Origin of the sequence: Streptomyces viridiviolaceus (assembly GCF_014650995.1) — a bacterium.
In the GTDB taxonomy this organism is placed as follows: Bacteria; Actinomycetota; Actinomycetes; order Streptomycetales; family Streptomycetaceae; genus Streptomyces; species Streptomyces viridiviolaceus.
On record NZ_BMWA01000008.1, the window covers coordinates 79,299 to 96,165 of the forward strand.

Annotated in this window: 15 protein-coding genes; 13 read left to right on the plus strand and 2 right to left on the minus strand. The window is 71.9% G+C overall.

Features of this window, described 5'->3' with window-relative positions:
• Nucleotides 1-166 precede the first annotated feature (166 nt).
• Together leuA and IE260_RS12890 are read left to right on the plus strand one after the other, a co-directional pair.
• A complete protein-coding gene (leuA, locus tag IE260_RS12885) occupies nt 167-1,888 on the plus strand; it encodes a 2-isopropylmalate synthase (RefSeq protein WP_189871129.1) in 1,722 nt (573 codons plus the stop codon).
• Nucleotides 1,889-2,072: 184 nt separating this feature from the next.
• Entirely contained in the window at nt 2,073-2,768 is a 696-nt protein-coding gene (locus tag IE260_RS12890; RefSeq protein ID WP_189871131.1) for a tellurite resistance TerB family protein, read from the plus strand.
• Here the strand turns inward: IE260_RS12890 and IE260_RS12895 are convergent.
• Nucleotides 2,765-3,307, minus strand: a complete 543-nt coding sequence (locus IE260_RS12895; protein WP_189871133.1) for a GNAT family N-acetyltransferase — start codon at nt 3,305-3,307, stop codon at nt 2,765-2,767. The genes IE260_RS12890 and IE260_RS12895 overlap by 4 nt on opposite strands.
• Before the next feature lie 256 nt (nt 3,308-3,563).
• Here IE260_RS12895 and IE260_RS12900 point away from each other — a divergent pair, with 256 nt between their 5' ends.
• From IE260_RS12900 to IE260_RS12940, 9 genes are all read left to right on the plus strand, one after another.
• Nucleotides 3,564-4,334, plus strand: a complete 771-nt coding sequence (locus tag IE260_RS12900) for an SCO2525 family SAM-dependent methyltransferase (protein WP_189871135.1) — start codon at nt 3,564-3,566, stop codon at nt 4,332-4,334.
• Nucleotides 4,335-4,389: 55 nt separating this feature from the next.
• Entirely contained in the window at nt 4,390-6,234 is a 1,845-nt protein-coding gene (locus tag IE260_RS12905) for an SCO2524 family protein (RefSeq protein WP_189871137.1), read from the plus strand.
• A 3-nt stretch (nt 6,235-6,237) separates the two neighbouring features.
• Nucleotides 6,238-7,155 (plus strand): SCO2523 family variant P-loop protein, encoded by a 918-nt coding sequence (locus IE260_RS12910; RefSeq protein ID WP_189871139.1) that lies wholly within the window; start codon nt 6,238-6,240, stop codon nt 7,153-7,155.
• Nucleotides 7,152-8,117, plus strand: a complete 966-nt coding sequence (locus IE260_RS12915; RefSeq protein ID WP_189871141.1) for an SCO2522 family protein — start codon at nt 7,152-7,154, stop codon at nt 8,115-8,117. The genes IE260_RS12910 and IE260_RS12915 overlap by 4 nt, the downstream gene beginning before the upstream one ends.
• 1 nt (nt 8,118) lies before the next feature.
• Entirely contained in the window at nt 8,119-9,132 is a 1,014-nt protein-coding gene (locus tag IE260_RS12920; RefSeq protein WP_189871143.1) for an SCO2521 family protein, read from the plus strand.
• A gap of 87 nt (nt 9,133-9,219) precedes the next feature.
• Nucleotides 9,220-10,404, plus strand: coding sequence for a hypothetical protein (locus IE260_RS12925; RefSeq protein WP_189871145.1), 1,185 nt, complete (start codon nt 9,220-9,222; stop codon nt 10,402-10,404).
• 161 nt (nt 10,405-10,565) lie between these two features.
• Nucleotides 10,566-12,644, plus strand: a complete 2,079-nt coding sequence (locus IE260_RS12930; RefSeq protein WP_189871147.1) for an MMPL family transporter — start codon at nt 10,566-10,568, stop codon at nt 12,642-12,644.
• Nucleotides 12,645-12,809: 165 nt separating this feature from the next.
• Nucleotides 12,810-13,982 carry a sensor histidine kinase gene (locus IE260_RS12935; protein ID WP_189871553.1) on the plus strand — a complete coding sequence of 391 codons (1,173 nt, stop codon included), beginning with the start codon at nt 12,810-12,812 and terminating at the stop codon, nt 13,980-13,982.
• A gap of 16 nt (nt 13,983-13,998) precedes the next feature.
• On the plus strand, nt 13,999-14,661 hold the full coding sequence (locus IE260_RS12940; RefSeq protein WP_189871148.1) for a response regulator transcription factor: 663 nt from the start codon (nt 13,999-14,001) through the stop codon (nt 14,659-14,661).
• 64 nt (nt 14,662-14,725) lie between these two features.
• Here IE260_RS12940 and IE260_RS12945 read toward each other — a convergent pair whose 3' ends face one another.
• On the minus strand, nt 14,726-15,205 hold the full coding sequence (locus IE260_RS12945; protein ID WP_189871150.1) for a cupin domain-containing protein: 480 nt from the start codon (nt 15,203-15,205) through the stop codon (nt 14,726-14,728).
• A 621-nt stretch (nt 15,206-15,826) separates the two neighbouring features.
• On the opposite strand from IE260_RS12945, the gene IE260_RS12950 reads away from it, so the two are divergent.
• Nucleotides 15,827-16,042, plus strand: coding sequence for a hypothetical protein (locus IE260_RS12950; RefSeq protein ID WP_189871152.1), 216 nt, complete (start codon nt 15,827-15,829; stop codon nt 16,040-16,042).
• A gap of 43 nt (nt 16,043-16,085) precedes the next feature.
• Entirely contained in the window at nt 16,086-16,832 is a 747-nt protein-coding gene (gene recO, locus IE260_RS12955; protein WP_189871154.1) for a DNA repair protein RecO, read from the plus strand.
• The last annotated feature ends 35 nt before the right edge of the window (nt 16,833-16,867 follow it).

The following is a 16,867-nucleotide window of genomic DNA, read 5'->3' on the forward strand; positions in this document are numbered from 1 at the left end:
CGGCTAGGCTGCGGAGCACCATGCGTTTCGGGCTGCTTCTCCTTAGCTGCCGCGGCGAGGGCCTGTAGTCGAGGCCGACCCCCTCCCCGCGGAGCTTCGCGTTGCGTCGTCGGCCGTCCTTCCGGACACGCGGACACCGCGGACATCACGAGGAGCCAACGCGATCATGGCCAACCGCCAGCAGCCCAGTTCCATGCCGACCACCAAGTACCGCGGCTACGAGCAGGTCGACATCCCCGACCGCACCTGGCCGGACCAGCGCATCACCGAGGCGCCGCGCTGGCTCTCCACCGACCTGCGCGACGGCAACCAGGCCCTGATCGACCCGATGTCGCCCGAGCGCAAGCGCCGGATGTTCGACCAGCTGGTCAAGATGGGCTACAAGGAGATCGAGGTCGGCTTCCCGGCCTCCGGCCAGACCGACTTCGACTTCGTGCGCTCCATCATCGAGGATCCGGGCGCGATCCCCGACGACGTCACCATCTCCGTACTGACCCAGGCCCGCGAGGACCTGATCGAGCGCACGGTGGAGTCCCTGAAGGGTGCGAAGCGTGCCACCGTCCACCTGTACAACGCCACCGCCCCGGTCTTCCGACGGGTGGTCTTCCGCGGCTCCAAGGACGACATCAAGCAGATCGCCGTCGACGGCACCCGCCTGGTGATGGAGTACGCCGAGAAGCTGCTGGACCCGGAGACGGAGTTCGGCTACCAGTACAGCCCGGAGATCTTCACCGACACCGAGCTGGACTTCGCCCTGGAGGTCTGCGAGGCCGTCATGGACGTCTGGCAGCCCGGACCGGGCCGCGAGATCATCCTCAACCTGCCCGCCACCGTCGAGCGCTCCACCCCGTCCACGCACGCGGACCGCTTCGAGTGGATGCACCGCAACCTCTCCCGCCGCGAGTACGTCTGCCTGTCCGTCCACCCGCACAACGACCGCGGCACGGCGGTCGCGGCGGCCGAGCTGGCCGTGATGGCCGGCGCCGACCGCGTCGAGGGCTGCCTGTTCGGGCAGGGCGAGCGCACCGGCAACGTCGACCTGGTGACGCTGGGCATGAACCTGTTCTCGCAGGGCGTCGACCCGCAGATCGACTTCTCCGACATCGACGAGATCCGTCGTACGTGGGAGTACTGCAACCAGATGGAGGTCCACCCGCGCCACCCGTACGTGGGCGACCTGGTCTACACGTCCTTCTCCGGCTCCCACCAGGACGCCATCAAGAAGGGCTTCGACGCCATGGAGGCCGACGCGAAGGCCAAGGGCGTCACGGTCGACGACATCGAGTGGGCCGTGCCGTACCTGCCGATCGACCCCAAGGACGTCGGCCGCTCCTACGAGGCGGTCATCCGCGTCAACTCCCAGTCCGGCAAGGGCGGCGTCGCCTACGTCCTGAAGAACGACCACAAGCTGGACCTGCCGCGCCGGATGCAGATCGAGTTCTCCAAGATCATCCAGGCCAAGACGGACGCCGAGGGCGGCGAGATCACGCCGGCCGACATCTGGGCGGTCTTCCAGGACGAGTACCTGCCGAACCCGGAGAACCCCTGGGGCCGCATCCAGGTCGCGAACGGCCAGACCACGACCGACCGCGACGGCGTCGACACCCTCACCGTCGAGGCCACGGTCGACGGCGCGGAGACCACCCTGGTCGGCACCGGCAACGGCCCGATCTCGGCGTTCTTCCACGCGCTGCAGGGCGTCGGCATCGACGTACGCCTGCTGGACTACCAGGAGCACACGATGAGCGAGGGCGCCTCCGCGCAGGCCGCCTCCTACATCGAGTGCGCCATCGGCGACAAGGTCCTGTGGGGCATCGGAATCGACGCGAACACCACCCGCGCCTCGCTGAAGGCCGTCGTCTCCGCCGTCAACCGGGCGGCTCGCTGACCAGCCGAATCGGTGGTTTGAGGCCCCGCTCGCCGGAAACAGGCGGGCGGGGCCCCGTCGTATACCGGCCATCTCCACGATCAGGTCACGGAAAGGTCTCCTCCGGGGTACTGACTCCACGTCGGCGATGTGGCTAACATCACGCCAGTGCGGCGATGCTGCCGCGCGGTTACGGAGGTGCGACGTGCTGCCTGGACGGGGACGGAACGGCCGAGCTGCCCGGCTGCCGCGCATCCTGGGGACCCGCACCGCGTGGACGAGCGTCGGCGACGGCGAGTTCTTCTGCCCCGGCTGCGGGGGCGACCGCAACTACCAGCGCCTCACCGGCCGCCGCCGCTTCACCCTGCTCGGCGTGCCCGTCCTGCCGCGCGGTGAGTCCGCGCCGACCGTCGAGTGCGCGGCCTGCGGCCGGCACTTCGGCACCGACGTCCTCGACCACCCGACCACCACCCGCTTCTCCGCGATGCTCCGCGACGCCGTCCACACGGTCGCCCTCGCGGTCCTGGCCGCGGGCGGCACCTGTTCGCGGACGTCCCTGGAGACGGCGGCCGTCGCCGTGCGCGCCGCCGGCTTCGACGACTGCACCGAGGAACAGCTGAACGCGCTGGTGGAGGCGCTGGAGGCGGACACCGGCCGGGTCCACGGCGAACCATGCGTGCCGGGCCTGGCGATAGAGCTGCACGAGGCGCTGGACCCGCTGGCCCCGCACCTCGCCACCGTCGGCCGCGAATCGATCCTGCTCCAGGGCGCCCGCATCGCCCTGGCCGACGGCCCCTACACACCCGCCGAGCGCGACGTCCTCGCTACCGTCGGAGCGGCCCTGACCATCTGCTCCGACGACGTCACCCGGCTCCTGGCGGCCGCGCGCACGCCCTCCTAGCCGGGGATGTCCAGGCGCATGATCTGGCGGTGCATGCCCGGGCCGAAGTAGTCCGGGCGAAGGCCGCCGTCGGGTTCCTCGGGGCGGAAGCCCAGGGAGCGGTAGAGCAGGATGGCGGCGAGGTTGGCGGGCTCCACCGTGAGGCGGACCACTTCTATGCCGTCCCGGCGCAGTCGGCTCAGGACCTCCTTCATCAGTTCCCGGCCCAGCCCGTGCCGGCGGCGGTCCTGGGTGACGCACAGGCCGAGGATCCAGCTGTCCCGGCCGAGTGCCCTGGTGGCGGCCAGCACGTAGCCGCGCAGCCGGCCCGTGCGGTCGTCGAGGACCAGGAAGTGCTCCTCGTACATGTCGAAGAGCTGGCGCAGGAGGAAACCGGGATAGGCGACCTCCTGGAAGACCTCCTCGTCGAGCCGCCGCAGTTCGGGCAGGTCGGACTCCCGGGCGGTCCGCAGGACCAGTGGCAGGACGTCCGGGTGAGGGGCGGGTCGCGTGAGCTGGTCGTGGCGGTCCAGGGAGCGTTCCAGCGGTTCGGCGGTCATGCAACCCCCAGTCGGGACGTGCGAGGTCAACTCGACGGATGCGCTGTTCATTCGTCAGGAGTACGCGGCTTCGTGTGGCGGCCGGTGACTCCTTCTGGCTAGAGTGAGCTTCCAACTCCCCAGCTGCAAGGGCGAGTTCGGGTGTGCGACGATGCGCCCGACGTGCGCCCGGCGGATGAGGACTGGCGTGTTCCCGGCTGTCTCGACGTGTCCTGGTGGCCTACCGTGCACGGCACTGGGGCTTGTCCGGAATCGAATGGAACGCGGCAGGGTGACTATGGATCGCAACGCCGACGCACCTTGGTCGAAATTCGATCCTGAGGTGTATGTCGACAACAACTACCGGACGCCGCTGGAAGTCGACCTGCTGATCGTCCGGTTGATGCGTGACTACTTCAGCCGCTGCTTCACGGGGGCCGTCCCGGATTCCGTGCGGGGTGTCGACGTCGGCGCCGGTGCGAATCTCTACCCCGCGCTCTCCATGCTCCCCTGGTGCGAGAAACTGCTCCTGCTGGAGTACGCGCGACCGAACGTCGAGTACCTGGAGCGGCAGGTCTCCTCCGGCGGATACGACACGGCGTGGGACGCGTTCTGGGAAGTGCTCCGCGAAGCCCCGGCCTACGCCGAGATCGAACCGAGGGGCCGGGTCGGCGAGATCGTCCGCGTGGAGCGCGCCAACCTGTTCGACCTGGACGGGCAGCGGCGCTGGGACATCGGAACGATGTTCTTCGTCGCCGACTCGATGTCCGAGTGCCCCGAGGAGTTCCGGCGGGGCGTGCGCTGCTTCATGAACGCGCTGGGCGAGGGAGCCCCGTTCGCCGCCGCGTTCATGAAGGAGTCGGTCGGCTACCGCGTCGGCGAACACCATTACCCGGCCTACCGGGTGAACGAGGACCGGGTCAGGGAAAGCCTGGAACCGTTCACCGCCGAGCTGGAGATCCACGATCTGCACCACATGGTGCGGCCGGGACACGAGGGGATGCTCCTCGCCCTGGGGCGGAGGAATTCGGAGATTGCCACCCCGTAGGAACGGGGACCATGTCTGCACACAGGGCAACGAGATCTGTACGAGGGGTGCGGGGATGCAGATCAAGCCACGCCAGCATCTGCTGGACGTCTGGCGGGCCGTGGCCCGCCACTCGTTCGACGACGGAAAGCTCGTCTGGGGGGACACCGACGGGCTGAGCAGCGTCGCCGACGCCGAGCGGCTGCTCTGCCTGCTGTACCCCGCCACCGAGGTCCCCGCGTTCCGCCTCGACCAGCCGGACACCACCGAGCGGGACGTCCTGCGCGTACTGGAGGGCGTCGGCAGCCGGCTGGAGATCCCGCCCAACCTGATCACCGCGCTCGCCCAGTTCATGCGCACCCACACCGGCCCGGACGACAGCCCCACCTTCGCCGGCGGGCACTACTTCAAACCGGCCGACCCCAAAGACGAACTCACCCACGAGCAGGCCCAGCTGGGCGTGGTGGACTCCTACTCCATGTCCGTCACGCTGTGCCTCGCCACGCTCGGCTTCCTCAAGATCTACGAGGGCACCACGACCCGCCCCGAGGTGCGCAAAGCGGTCGCCGAGCTCAGAGAGGCCACGAACACCCGGCTGACCGCCGCCATGATCAGCCTGCTGCGCTCCTTCACCGTCAACGTCTTCGACGCCGAGTCCGAACAGGGCCGCCGCCTGATCGAGGTCATCGGGCAGAACAGACAGTCCGACCGGGCCGTTCTCCAGCAGTTCTCCCGCCGGTTCCGCCCGCTGCGCGCCACGATCATCGAGAGCCTCACGCGCGGCATCCAGGTCGACGAGAGCATCCGGGACGAGAGCCAGCTCTTCGAGTGCGGCTGGGCCTGGGGCGTGGTGAAGGACGCCCCGAAGGTCACCGACCTGGAGGAACAGGTCCCCGGCCAGCCCGACGGCATCGCCGACCGGCTGCCCTACGTGTACTTCACCGTGGTCGCCCTGGACGGCATCCAGGACCTGTTCTCCGAGCGCACCCTCACCCTGGGGCTGCTCGACGCCGACCAGCAGAAACTCGCCGAGGCACTGCGCCTGCGCTGGGAACTGAGCCAGCAGTACTGGTCGGCCGTCGCCCGCTTCGGGACGGACCGCTGGCCACTGGAGGACCTCCCCTGGCAGACCACCGGCCTGCGACTGGAGTCCGAGTACTTCTCCCTGACCGTCGCGGCCATCCTCGTCCACGACCTGGTCCGCCGGAAGGCGACCGACGACGACCTCACCCGCACCGTCGCCATCATGGAACGCCTCGCCGACCGCGGGCGGGTCACCAGCCGGATGACCAGACAGGACCCCACCATCCGGCTGCACAACCCCGGAGTCACCATGCCGCTCGCCGGGTCGGAGCGCTCCGGCGGGCTCCTCCAGTGGCGGATGACCGACTTCTCGGCCCAGCTCCTCAAGCGGATCATCCAGCTCGCCGAACTGTCGCGGAACATCGGCGCCCAGGACCGGTTGCTGCGCCTGGCCGAGCGGGCCTTCGAGCACCTGTGGGACCGGCGGATCGAGGAGGGCGACGGCGCCGACCTCTGGGACGACGTGCGGGCCGTCTACCCGGATGCCCGCGACGCCGGCCCGCGCCTGTCCTGGAGCATCACCGAGCGCATCACCGAGTGCCTCGTCGCCGCCCGCAACCTGTACGAACAGCAGCCCATCCGCAGCCCCGAACTCGCCCAGCTGGCCCGCGAACTGCTCAGCGAGGCCACCCACCTGTTCGGCAAGGAACAACTGGAGGCGTCCGCCGGCACCGACGGAAGCCGCGGCCGGGCGATGCGCAGCATCGAGAACCGCCTCGACCACGCCCGCAGCCTCATCGACGAACGGCCCGCCACCGCCTTCGCGCTCGCCCTGCCCGTACTCCAGGAACTCGACACCCTGGCGCAGGCCAGGGGCGCCGCCGCGCAGGAGGTGTGAGCCTTGCTCGTCTTCGCCGCCTCCGACAAAGGAGGCACGGGCCGCTCGGTGACCAGCGCCAACCTGGCGTACCAGCGCGCCCTCACCGGCGACCACGTGGCCTACGTGGACTTCGACTTCGGCTCGCCGACGGCCGCCGCCGTCTTCGACGTGCCCGGCGCGGTGCGCGGCACCGAGGAGCGCGGACTGCACTCCTACCTGGAGGGCGAGATCGCGGAACCCGCCAGGATCGACGTCTGGCGGCAGACCGAGCACCCCCTGCTGCGCGCCCGGCCGAACCAGTCCGGCCGCCTGGTCCTGTTCCCCGGTGACGCCGGCGGCGGCGAGTTCGCCACCGACGACGACGCCCTGGAGCGCTGCATCGACCTCCTGTTGCGGCTGAACGGCGAGTTCGACCTGATCGTGGTCGACCTGAGCGCCGGCCGCTCCTACGCCGTGGACATGGTCCTGGCGGCCACGGCCCACCCCCGGATGCGCAACGTCCCCTTCCGCTGGCTGGTCTTCCACCGCTGGACCCGGCAGCACGTGATCGCCGCCTCCGGGCTCGTCCACAAGGAACACGGCATCATCGGGGGCGGCGTCGAGCGCGGACACGACGAGGAGTCCCTGCGCGCCGCGATCCGCTTCGTGCGGGCCGCCGTGCCCGACCCCGAGTCGCCGCTGTGGTCCCAGGGCTCACCCGCGCAGGCCGCCTGGATGCAGTCCTGCGACGAGGCGCTGCGCAGGCTCGCCGCCGAGCACCGCATCGGCGACAGCGTCGTCCTCGGCGTCGTACCGCTGGAGCCCATCCTGCAATGGCGCGAACAGCTGATCACGGAAGAGGACGTGCTCTCCACCCAGATCGCCAACAAGGAGACGCTGGAGGCACTGGAGGAGATCGCCCGGCGCCTGACGGACGACTCGTACTGGGGGCAGCCGTGACGGAGGCAGTGTTCCGCGAGACCGCCGCCGACCCGCGCACCCAGGCGGTCCCACTGGCCCACCTCTCGCTGGAGCTGGGCCACCTCTACATGGAGGACTTCGAGGCCGGACCCGAGCGGCTGCGGCAGCACTTCGCGCAGGTGCGCCCCTGGGTGGACGCCGCCCGTGCCGCCGCGGCGGCACGGGCCGGCGGCAAACGCCCCCGCATCAGCACCTGCTTCCTGATCGACGACTACTTCACCCGCTTCTCCAGCCCCGCCGAACTGGTCCCGCTGCTGCTGGCGGAGGCCGACCGGGCCGGGCTCGTCGTCGACTACCTGGCCCGCGAGTCCGGCTGCGCGGTCACCGGCAAGGTGCCGGTCGCGGAGGCGGTGGCCGGCCGCATAGTCGAGTCGCCGCCGCCCGGCAGCTACGGACTGCGCCCGCCGGCCGCGCAGACCGGCTGGCTGGCCAACGGCGTGCGCAGCCCCGTCGCGCGCGCCCCGCAGGCGATGAAGAAGGCCGCCGCGTGGCAGCCGCCCAAGGAGACCGCGGCCCGCCGCCACTCCGTCTTCCTGGACGTCGAGCTGTGGAGCGACGACGCGGGCGGACACCGCACCTGGTCCTGCCCCTTCCTCGCCGCGGTGTGGCAGCTCGCCCGCCTCGGGCTGCTGCGCAACGAGGGGGAGCCCGTCTTCGTGCCCCAGCCGCACACCGCCCCCGGATTCCCCGACGACTGGGACGAACTGCCCGCACTGGTCCGGCTCAACCCCCGGGCGGACCCGTTCGCCGCCTACCGGACCTGCTCGGTGCTGCCGAGCAGGTTCCTGCCCGTCGAGCACGCCGTCCGCGTGATCCTGGACCAGACCGAGGTGGACCGGGGAGCACTGCGCCAGGTCGCCGAGCGGTCCGCCCGCGAGCAGGTCGCCGTACCGGACTCCGTGGCCGACCGGGTCTCCTACGTCTTCTACGCGGGGTCCTGACATGAGGGCCCTGGAGGACGCCGGCAGCGCACCGCACGCCGTACTCGCCTGCGGAGAGGTCCGCACCTGCCTGCTGCCCGCCCGGCAGGCCCTGGACGTCCGGGCCGCCGCCCAGCTCCTGGGACTGCGCGCCGACGAACGGGTCCTGCTCTCCGAGCGCCCCAACCTCTACGCGCGTTCGCCCGACACCCTCACCGGCGTCGACTGCCCCCTGCCCAGCGCCAACGGCGCACACGTGCGCGCGGTCGGCACGGTCGCCGCGCGGGCCGCCCTCACCGAGGGCCGCGTGCTGCAGACCTCCGCGTACTTCCGCCTGCCCGCCGCCGGCCCCGACCGACGGCGGCCGTGGGGCCACTACCTGGTGCGGCCCGGCACGGTCGAGCCGTTCGGGAAGCTGCCCCACGAGGCGGTCGCCCAGGGAGTGCTCGACGGCGGGCGGCACGGCGAACTCGACGTCGGACTGATCGCCGGCGGACTCCTCACGCGACTGCTGCGCCACCCCCTGCTCGACCAGCGGCCGCCCCTGAGGTCCCGGCCCACCCGGCTCCGCTGGGTCGCCCTGCCCGCGGAAGGCGGCGAGGGCCCGTCCATCGAGCGGTTCACCCTCGCCGAGGACGAGCTGCGCACCGTACGGCTCCGGGTGCCCGAGGGCACACCGGCCGCCGATGCCGCCGGACTCTGCGACGATCTCGCCCTGCACGACTGGCTGCTCACCACCGTGGTCCGGCTGCTGGACGGCATCAGACTGGGCTCCGAGCCGCCGTCCGCCCGGGTGGGGCCGGGAACGCAGGACCCTCCCGCCGTCGTCCGGGCGCTGCGGCCCGCCGTCGACCACCTGCTGCACCTGTGGATGCCGCGGGCCCGGGTGGCGAAGGAACTGGCCCCGCTGTGGGAGGCGTTGGAGGAACGACCCGGCTTCACCCGTCAGTGGCAGGCGTTGGTGCAGCGCATCCGCGACCAGCTCACCCTGCACGCGATTCCCACGCTGTACCGGGAGGTGGAGCCCGCTCCCTGACCGGACGCCCACGAGCGGATCCGGCAGGGCCCCACGCACATCCCCGCACCCCGATCCGACGCGTATCCCAACGGGGGGAGAAGCGAGATGAGCACGGCACAGTCACCCCAGCCCGAGGACACCGCACGCACACCCGGTCCGGCGATCCCCGGCCCGGCCGTCGGGGGGCGTACGTCCAAAGACCCGGAGAGACTCCGCACGGCCCCCGCGGCCCCCGCCCCCGAGGAACAGCCCGGACCGTCCCGGTGGACGCGCCGGCTGCTGGCCGGCCTCGTCGTCGGCGCCCTCGCCTGGAGCGTCACCGCGCTGCTGACCCCGGAGGACGGGCCGCTGCGGCAGTTCGCGGCCGCGCTGCTGTGCGCAGGCGCCGCGGTGATCGTCCCTCACATCCTCGGCGGGGACCGGAACGCGCCGGACCACACCCGGCGGACGGAGAGCGTGCTGACCGAGACCGCCGCCGCCGTACGGGACGGCCTGGAACGGCACGACGAGGAGCTGCGGACCGCCCTCGCCCGGCACACCGAGGACGTGCGGCAGCTGGTCGAGAGCCTCCCGGCCACGGTCCGGGACGACGGGGGCGACGAGTCCCACCCCCAGCTGGACCGGGTCCGCCTCGACGGCGCGCCCGAGCTGGCCAAGAGCTTCGCCGAGGTGCTGGCACCCGGGCCGGCGATCCTGTACACGTTCGTCCGCCTGGAGATGAAACGGGTCGTCGGCCACATGTCGGACCTGACCAACCTGACCGCGGAGTGTCCCGGCGAGAACCACGACTGGATGCTCACCCTCACCCGCGCCGCCGAGCAGTCCATCTGCGCCACCAGCACCTCCGTCGACCGGGAGTTCTGGAACAGCGAGCCCGCCAGCCGCTACCTCCAGGCCCAGCAGGAGGCGATCGACGAGCAGGGCGTGTCGGTGCGCCGGCTGTTCCTGCTGGAGAGCGCCCGGGAACTCGACGACCGGCTGCTGCGGCTGTGCGAGGAGCAGGAACTGCTGCGCATCGAGGTGCGCGTGGCCGTCCTGCCCGAACTGCCGCCGCACCTCCAGCGCGGCACCACCAACGACTTCATCGTCTACGACGAGGAGGTCTCCTTCGAGATCGAGCAGGACCTGCGCGACGTCAACGTCCGCACCCGGCTCAACGCGCGTCAGGACCACGTCCAGGACCGGATGAAGCGCTTCAAGGAACTCTGGGACGCGGGGATGAGCGTCCGCGAGCTGGAGGTACGGGTCGACGACGAGGAGGACGGCACCTGGATGGTCGACAGGGGGTGAGCCGGCCGGTGCGCCGGTCCGTTACTCCCCGGGGAGTAACGGACCGGCGCGGCCGCCCCCGGCAGTAGCCGCCGACTCGCCCTTCCGCCCGACGACGCGGCCCCTTCGCGCCGGGAGTCTGGAGACCGACCCAGACACCCGACCGGAGGGAGGCCCGTCACATGGGGGCCGCAAGGACAAGCTCACGGCGACGGCGGGCCGTGCCCTGGCTGGTGCTCGGGCTGTGGATCGCCGTACTGGCACTCGCCTCGCCGTTCGCCTCGAAACTCTCCGACGTGCAGCGCGACCGGGCCGTCGACTACCTCCCGGCGAGCGCCGACTCCACGCAGGTCGCGAAGATCCAGGACCGGCTGCCCGGCGGCGAGGCCACCGAGATGGTCGTCGTCTACCACCGCGACGGTGGCCTGACCGCCGCCGACAGGGCCACCGCAGCCGACCAGATCGCCGAGATCGCCGGCGCCCACACCCTCACCGGCCGGCCCGCCGGCATCCCGTCCCGGGACGGCACCACCGTGATGTACCCGGTGGCCAGCACCGAACCCGGCCAGGACGAGGAAGCCCGCGACGAACTCGTCAACGCCGTAAGGGACGTGGCCCGGGGCGGTGACGGGCTGAGCGTCGAGGTCGGCGGCGCGGGCGCACTCGCCACCGACGCCGCCGAGGTCTACAACTCCCTCGACGGACCGCTGCTCTACACCACGGCCGCCGTCGTCGCCCTGCTGCTGATCGTCATCTACCGCAGCCCGTTCCTCTGGCTCGTCCCGCTCGCCGTCGCGGGCATGGCCGACTACCTGTCGATGGGCGTCGCCTACGGCCTCAACCAGTGGTTCGGCACCTCGGTCTCCGGCCAGGCCTCCGGCATCATGACGATCCTGGTCTTCGGCGCCGGCACCGACTACGCCCTCCTCCTCGTCTCCCGCTACCGCGAGGAACTCCGGCGCATCGAGCGGCCGTACGACGCGATGGCGGCCGCCCTGAGGGGCTGCGGCCCGGCCGTGCTCGCCTCCTCCGGCACCGTCGCCGCGGGACTGCTCTGCCTGCTCGCGGCCGACCTCAACTCCAGCCGGGGCATGGGCCCGCTCGGCACCGTCGGCGTGCTGTGCGCACTGGCCGCCATGCTGACCCTGCTGCCCGCGATCCTCGTCCTGCTCGGCCGCCGCGTCTTCTGGCCGCTCGTGCCCCGCTACGGCAGCACCCCCAAGGCCCGCCGGTCCCTGTTCGCGGCCATGGGCAGCTCCGCCGGACGCCGGCCCCTCGCCGTCCTCGCGGGCGGCGCCGCCCTGCTCGGCGCGCTCGCCCTCGGCAGCCTGAACCTGCCCGGCACGCTCAAGCAGGAGGACTCCTTCACCTCCAAGCCCGACGCGGTCGCCGCCATGGAGACCCTCGCCGCCGCCTACCCCGAGCGCGGCACCCAGCCCATCACCGTCATCGCCCCCACCGGCCGCGCCGACGCCGCCCTCGCCGCGGCCCGCGACACCCGTGGCGTCGAGAGCGCCGAGCGGGGCCGCAGCGGCGGCGGCTGGACCGAGATCAGCGTCCTCGCGGCCGCCCCGCCCCAGTCGGCCGGCGAGACCGCCACGATCGAGGCCCTGCGCGACAGGCTCGACGGCTCCTACGTCGGCGGCCCCAGCGCCCAGCAGATCGACCTGAAGGACACCAACGCCCGCGACACCGCCGTCGTCGTGCCGATCGTGCTGCTGTCCGTGCTGCTCATCCTCGTCGCCCTGCTGCGGTCCCTGGTCGCGCCGCTGCTCCTGGTGGCCGCCGTCGTCGCCGTGTGGGGCGCCGCCCTCGGCATCGGCGGGCTCGTCTTCGGGCCGCTGTTCGGCTTCGAGGGCACGGATCCGGGGATGGGGCTGCTGTCCTTCGTGTTCCTGGTGGCGCTGGGCGTCGACTACGGCATCTTCCTCATGCACCGCATGCGCGAGGAGTCCCGGAACGGCACCGAACCCGTCGAGGCCGCGCTCATCGCGCTGCGCACCACCGGCGGGGTCATCGCCTCCGCCGGGCTCGTCCTCGCGGCCACCTTCGCGGTGCTCACCAACATGCCGATGGTGCAGCTCGTCGAACTGGGCTTCGTCATCGCCGTCGGCGTCCTCCTGGACACCTTCCTCGTCCGCACCTACCTGGTCACCAGCGCGAGCGTCGCCCTGCGCCGCCGGGTGTGGTGGCCGGGCCGGCTGTCCCGGGCGCCCGAGGAGCCCGTACGGGCCCGGGAGCGCGAGCCCGTCGGTGCCTGAACCGGGGGCGCCCCTCCCCTCCCGGAGGGGCGCCCCGTCCCGGAGGATGAACCCGTGCAGGAGACACCCGTGCCCGCAGCACCCGTGCAGGAGACACCCGTACGCCCGCCGCGGGTGCGGGCGGCGACGGCGCCGCGTTCCCGGCCGCGCCTCGGCGAGCGGATCATGGCGGCGATCAACCGCGACCCGCGGACCGCCGCGCACGGCACCCGCAACGACGTCGTTCTCGCCGTCGTCCTCGCCGCGGCGGCGACGTGCATGGCCCTGTTCACCGACGAGGGCCGCCGCCCGGACCCCCTCGGCTGGTCCCTGCTGCTCGCCGCGCACGTCCCGCTCGTGTGGCGGCGACGCCACCCGCTGCTGGTGCTGGTGACGGTCGTCGCCCTCGTCGGCCCGTACCACGCCCTGGACAACAACCACGCCGCGCCCGGCCCCGTCTCGTACGTCGCGCTGTACACGCTCGCCGTCACCGGCCGCCCCCTGCGCACGATCCTGACCGGCATCGGCGTCCTCACCGTCTCCGTGAGCGTCATGCTCACCGTCAACACCCACCAGGCCGTCGAGCTGATCCGCATCTCCGGCTGGGTGGTCGCCGTCCTCTTCGCCGGCGTCGACGTCCGCTACTACCGTCAGTACGTCGCCGGAATCGTCGAACGAGCCGAGCGCGCCGAACGCACCCGCGAGGAGGAGGCCCGGCGCCGGGTCGCCGAGGAACGCCTGCGCATCGCCCGGGACCTGCACGACCTGCTCGCCCACAGCATCACCCTCATCGGCGTGCAGACCTCCGTCGCCGCCCACGTCCTGGCCGCCGACCCGGAACGCCTCGACCGGGCCGCCGTCGTGAAGGCCCTCGACGACATCGCCGAGACCTGCCGGACCGCGCGCGGCGAGCTGCGCACCACCCTGGAGGTGCTCCGGGAGCACGACGCGCCGGACGCCCGCGGCCCGCTGCCCGGCCTGCGCGGACTGGCCGACCTGGCCGAGGCCGCCAGGGTCGCCGGCGCGACCGTGGAGCTGTCGGTCCGCACCGGCGACGTCCCTCCCGCGGTCGGCGCCGCCGCCTACCGCATCGTGCAGGAGGCGCTCACCAACGCCGTACGGCACGCGGGACCGCAGCCGTCCGTCCGCGTCGAGGTCCACGCCGGCCAGGGCGCCCTGCGCCTGTCCGTCACCGACGACGGCACCGGGGGGCCGGTCCCCGGCTCCGCCGGCGGCTTCGGGCTCGTCGGCATGCGGGAGCGGGCCCGCAGCGTGGGTGGCACACTCGACGCCGGGCCGCGCGACGGCGGCGGCTTCGGGGTGACGGCGGTACTGCCGACGACGACCCCCACGACGTGACGCCGGAGAGGAACGGATGACCATCCGAGTACTGCTCGCGGACGACCAGAACCTCGTCCGCGCCGCCTTCGCCCTGCTCGTCGCGTCCGCGCCCGACATGGAGGTCGTCGGCGAGGCCGGCACCGGCCGCCAGGCCCTGGAGCTGGTCCGGCGCGAGCGCGCCGACCTCGTCGTGATGGACGTGCGCATGCCCGACCTGGACGGCATCGAGGCCACCCGGCTCATCGCCGCCGACGACGACCTCGCGGGCGTGAAGGTGCTGGTCCTCACCACCTACGACACCGACGAGAACATCGTGGAGGCGCTGCGCGCGGGCGCCTCCGGCTTCCTCGTCAAGGACACCCGGCCCGCCGAACTCCTCGACGCCATCCGCACGGTGGCCGCGGGAGACGCCCTGCTCTCACCCGGTCCGACGGCACGGCTGATCGAGCGGTTCCTGCGCAGCCCCGCCGCTCCGGTGGCGGGCGGCCCCGACTGCCTCTCGGACCGGGAACGCGAGGTCCTCGCGCTCGTCGCACGCGGCCTGAACAACACGGAGATAGCCGAGTCCCTGGGGCTGAGCCCCCTGACGGCGAAGACCCACGTCAGCCGGATCATGGGCAAGCTCGGGGCCCGGGACCGGGCCCAACTGGTCATCGTGGCCTACGAGTCGGGACTGGTGACGCCGGGAGGCGGGTGACCCGCGGGCAGGCGGAGGCGCCCCGCCCCGGGGAGCGTCCCGGGTTCCCCCCGGTCGGCCGTTGTCAGACGAAGAAGCTGTCGTGCCGTACCTGGAAGTCGCGCAGCTCATCGCCGCCGCGCTGTGCGAACTCGGCGACGCGCTCGAAGTACTCCTCGCGCGGGGCGCCCGGCGAGAACAGCATCAGCATGGACACCGGGTCGTCGGTGTCGTTCCTGAAGGCGTGCAGTCCACCGACCGGTACGTACAGGAAGTCGCCCTGCCGCCCGGTGATCCAGCGGTCGCCGTCGTACAGCTGCACTTCGCCGGACAGGACGTAGAAGGACTCGGAGATGCCCCGGTGGAAGTGCGTCCTGGCGCCGGGTGCCTTCGGCCCCATGTCCACCTTGTACAGTCCGAACTCGCCTCCGGTGGAGGCGTGGCTCGCGAGGTAGTGGGTGGCCGTGCCGTTCGGGGCGACGACGTCGGGCGGGGTGCCCGCGTCCCGGAAGACGGCGTTGATCTCGCCCTTCTCCCCGAGGTAGCGCGGCTCCGGATACGACATGGAGTGCTCCTTCACGAGTGGGTGCGACGACGCAACTCTCGCGCACCGGGGGCACCTCGGGCATCGTCCGGAAGATCGAGAAGGGGCGGACGGGAGGCGTAGGCCCGGGGGCCGATTCCGGTCGTTCCCGCCGCCGGTCCGGCGGCTTCGCGAAGTATTCCGCATGCCGGTCGGCCGCTCGGAAAAACCCCCGGTCCGTAGTACCCCGGCTATCCGCCGCGCGATATCACGTCGAGGTTTTCGAATGGGCTGATCGAATCCTCCGGAGGGCGTCGGCGCCGCCTGCCGTGAACCGTTGGCCAGGACCGGCGGCCTCGCGCCGACCCGCACGTGAAGTGCACAGACTCCTATCGAGTGTAGGTGCACCCAGACGCTGTGGGGACGCGAGGAGTGAAACCGAAAAAGGAAGGGGAACAGGCTGGAAGCACAGCACTCGGCGCTCTGCGTCGAAGAAGCGGAGGACATGGTGAAAGAATTGCGCGCGGCACTCATGAGGACCGGAATTACTGTGCCGTCACTCGGGGCCGACCCGGTGAGTCTTGCGCGGGAGGCGTCCTGTCCGTTCGTCGAACGGGAACGCCGTCGCGCCGGGACCGCGCAGCGACTCGCGCCGGTGTCGCGATGAAGCCGCCCGTCGGGACCTACGTCGTCGACACCCGCACGGAGCGGGTGGGCATCGTGATGGGGCACGAGGGGCCCTACGTGCAGCTGAGGCCGTACGGCGGCGGCAGGGAGTGGGACGCCGAGCCCGGGGCCGTGCGCCAGGCCACCCCCGCCGAGCGGCTCAGCGCGGCGACGGCGTACGCCAACGCACGCAGCCGGGGCGAGGTCCCTTGAAGCCCCGGAACCAGGGCCGGCCCGCATGGGCGAGAATGGCTCCATGAGTCTGTTCCGCGACGACGGCATCGTGCTGCGCACCCAGAAGCTGGGCGAGGCGGACCGGATCATCACCCTGCTCACACGCGGTAATGGCCGGGTACGCGCCGTGGCGCGAGGCGTGCGGCGGACGAAGTCGAAGTTCGGGGCCCGGCTGGAGCCCTTCTCGCACGTCGACGTCCAGTTCTTCGCCAAGGGGAGCGAGCTGATCGGGCGCGGCCTGCCGCTGTGCACGCAGAGCGAGACCATCGCGCCGTACGGCGGTGCCATCGTGACGGACTATGCGCGGTACACCGCCGGGACGGCCATGCTGGAGACGGCCGAGCGGTTCACCGACCACGAGGGCGAGCCGGCCGTACAGCAGTACCTGCTGCTCGTCGGGGCGCTCCGCACCCTCGCCCGGGGCGAGCACGCCCCGGGCCTCGTCCTCGACGCCTTCCTGCTGCGCTCCCTCGCCGTGAACGGCTACGCCCCGACCTTCGGCGACTGCGCGAAGTGCGGCATGCCCGGTCCGAACCGGTTCTTCTCGGTCGGGTCGGGCGGCTCCGTCTGCGTCGACTGCCGGGTCCCCGGCAGCGTCGTACCCTCCCCGCAGGCCCTGGAACTGCTCGGTGCCCTGCTTGCGGGAGACTGGGCAACCGCGGACGCGTGCGAGCCGCGGTACGTCCGGGAGGGGAGCGGGCTGGTGTCCGCGTATCTGCACTGGCATCTGGAGCGCGGGCTTCGCTCCCTGCGGTACGTAGAGAAGTAGCGAAGAAGACCGAAGTACCCACAGCACCAAGGAGA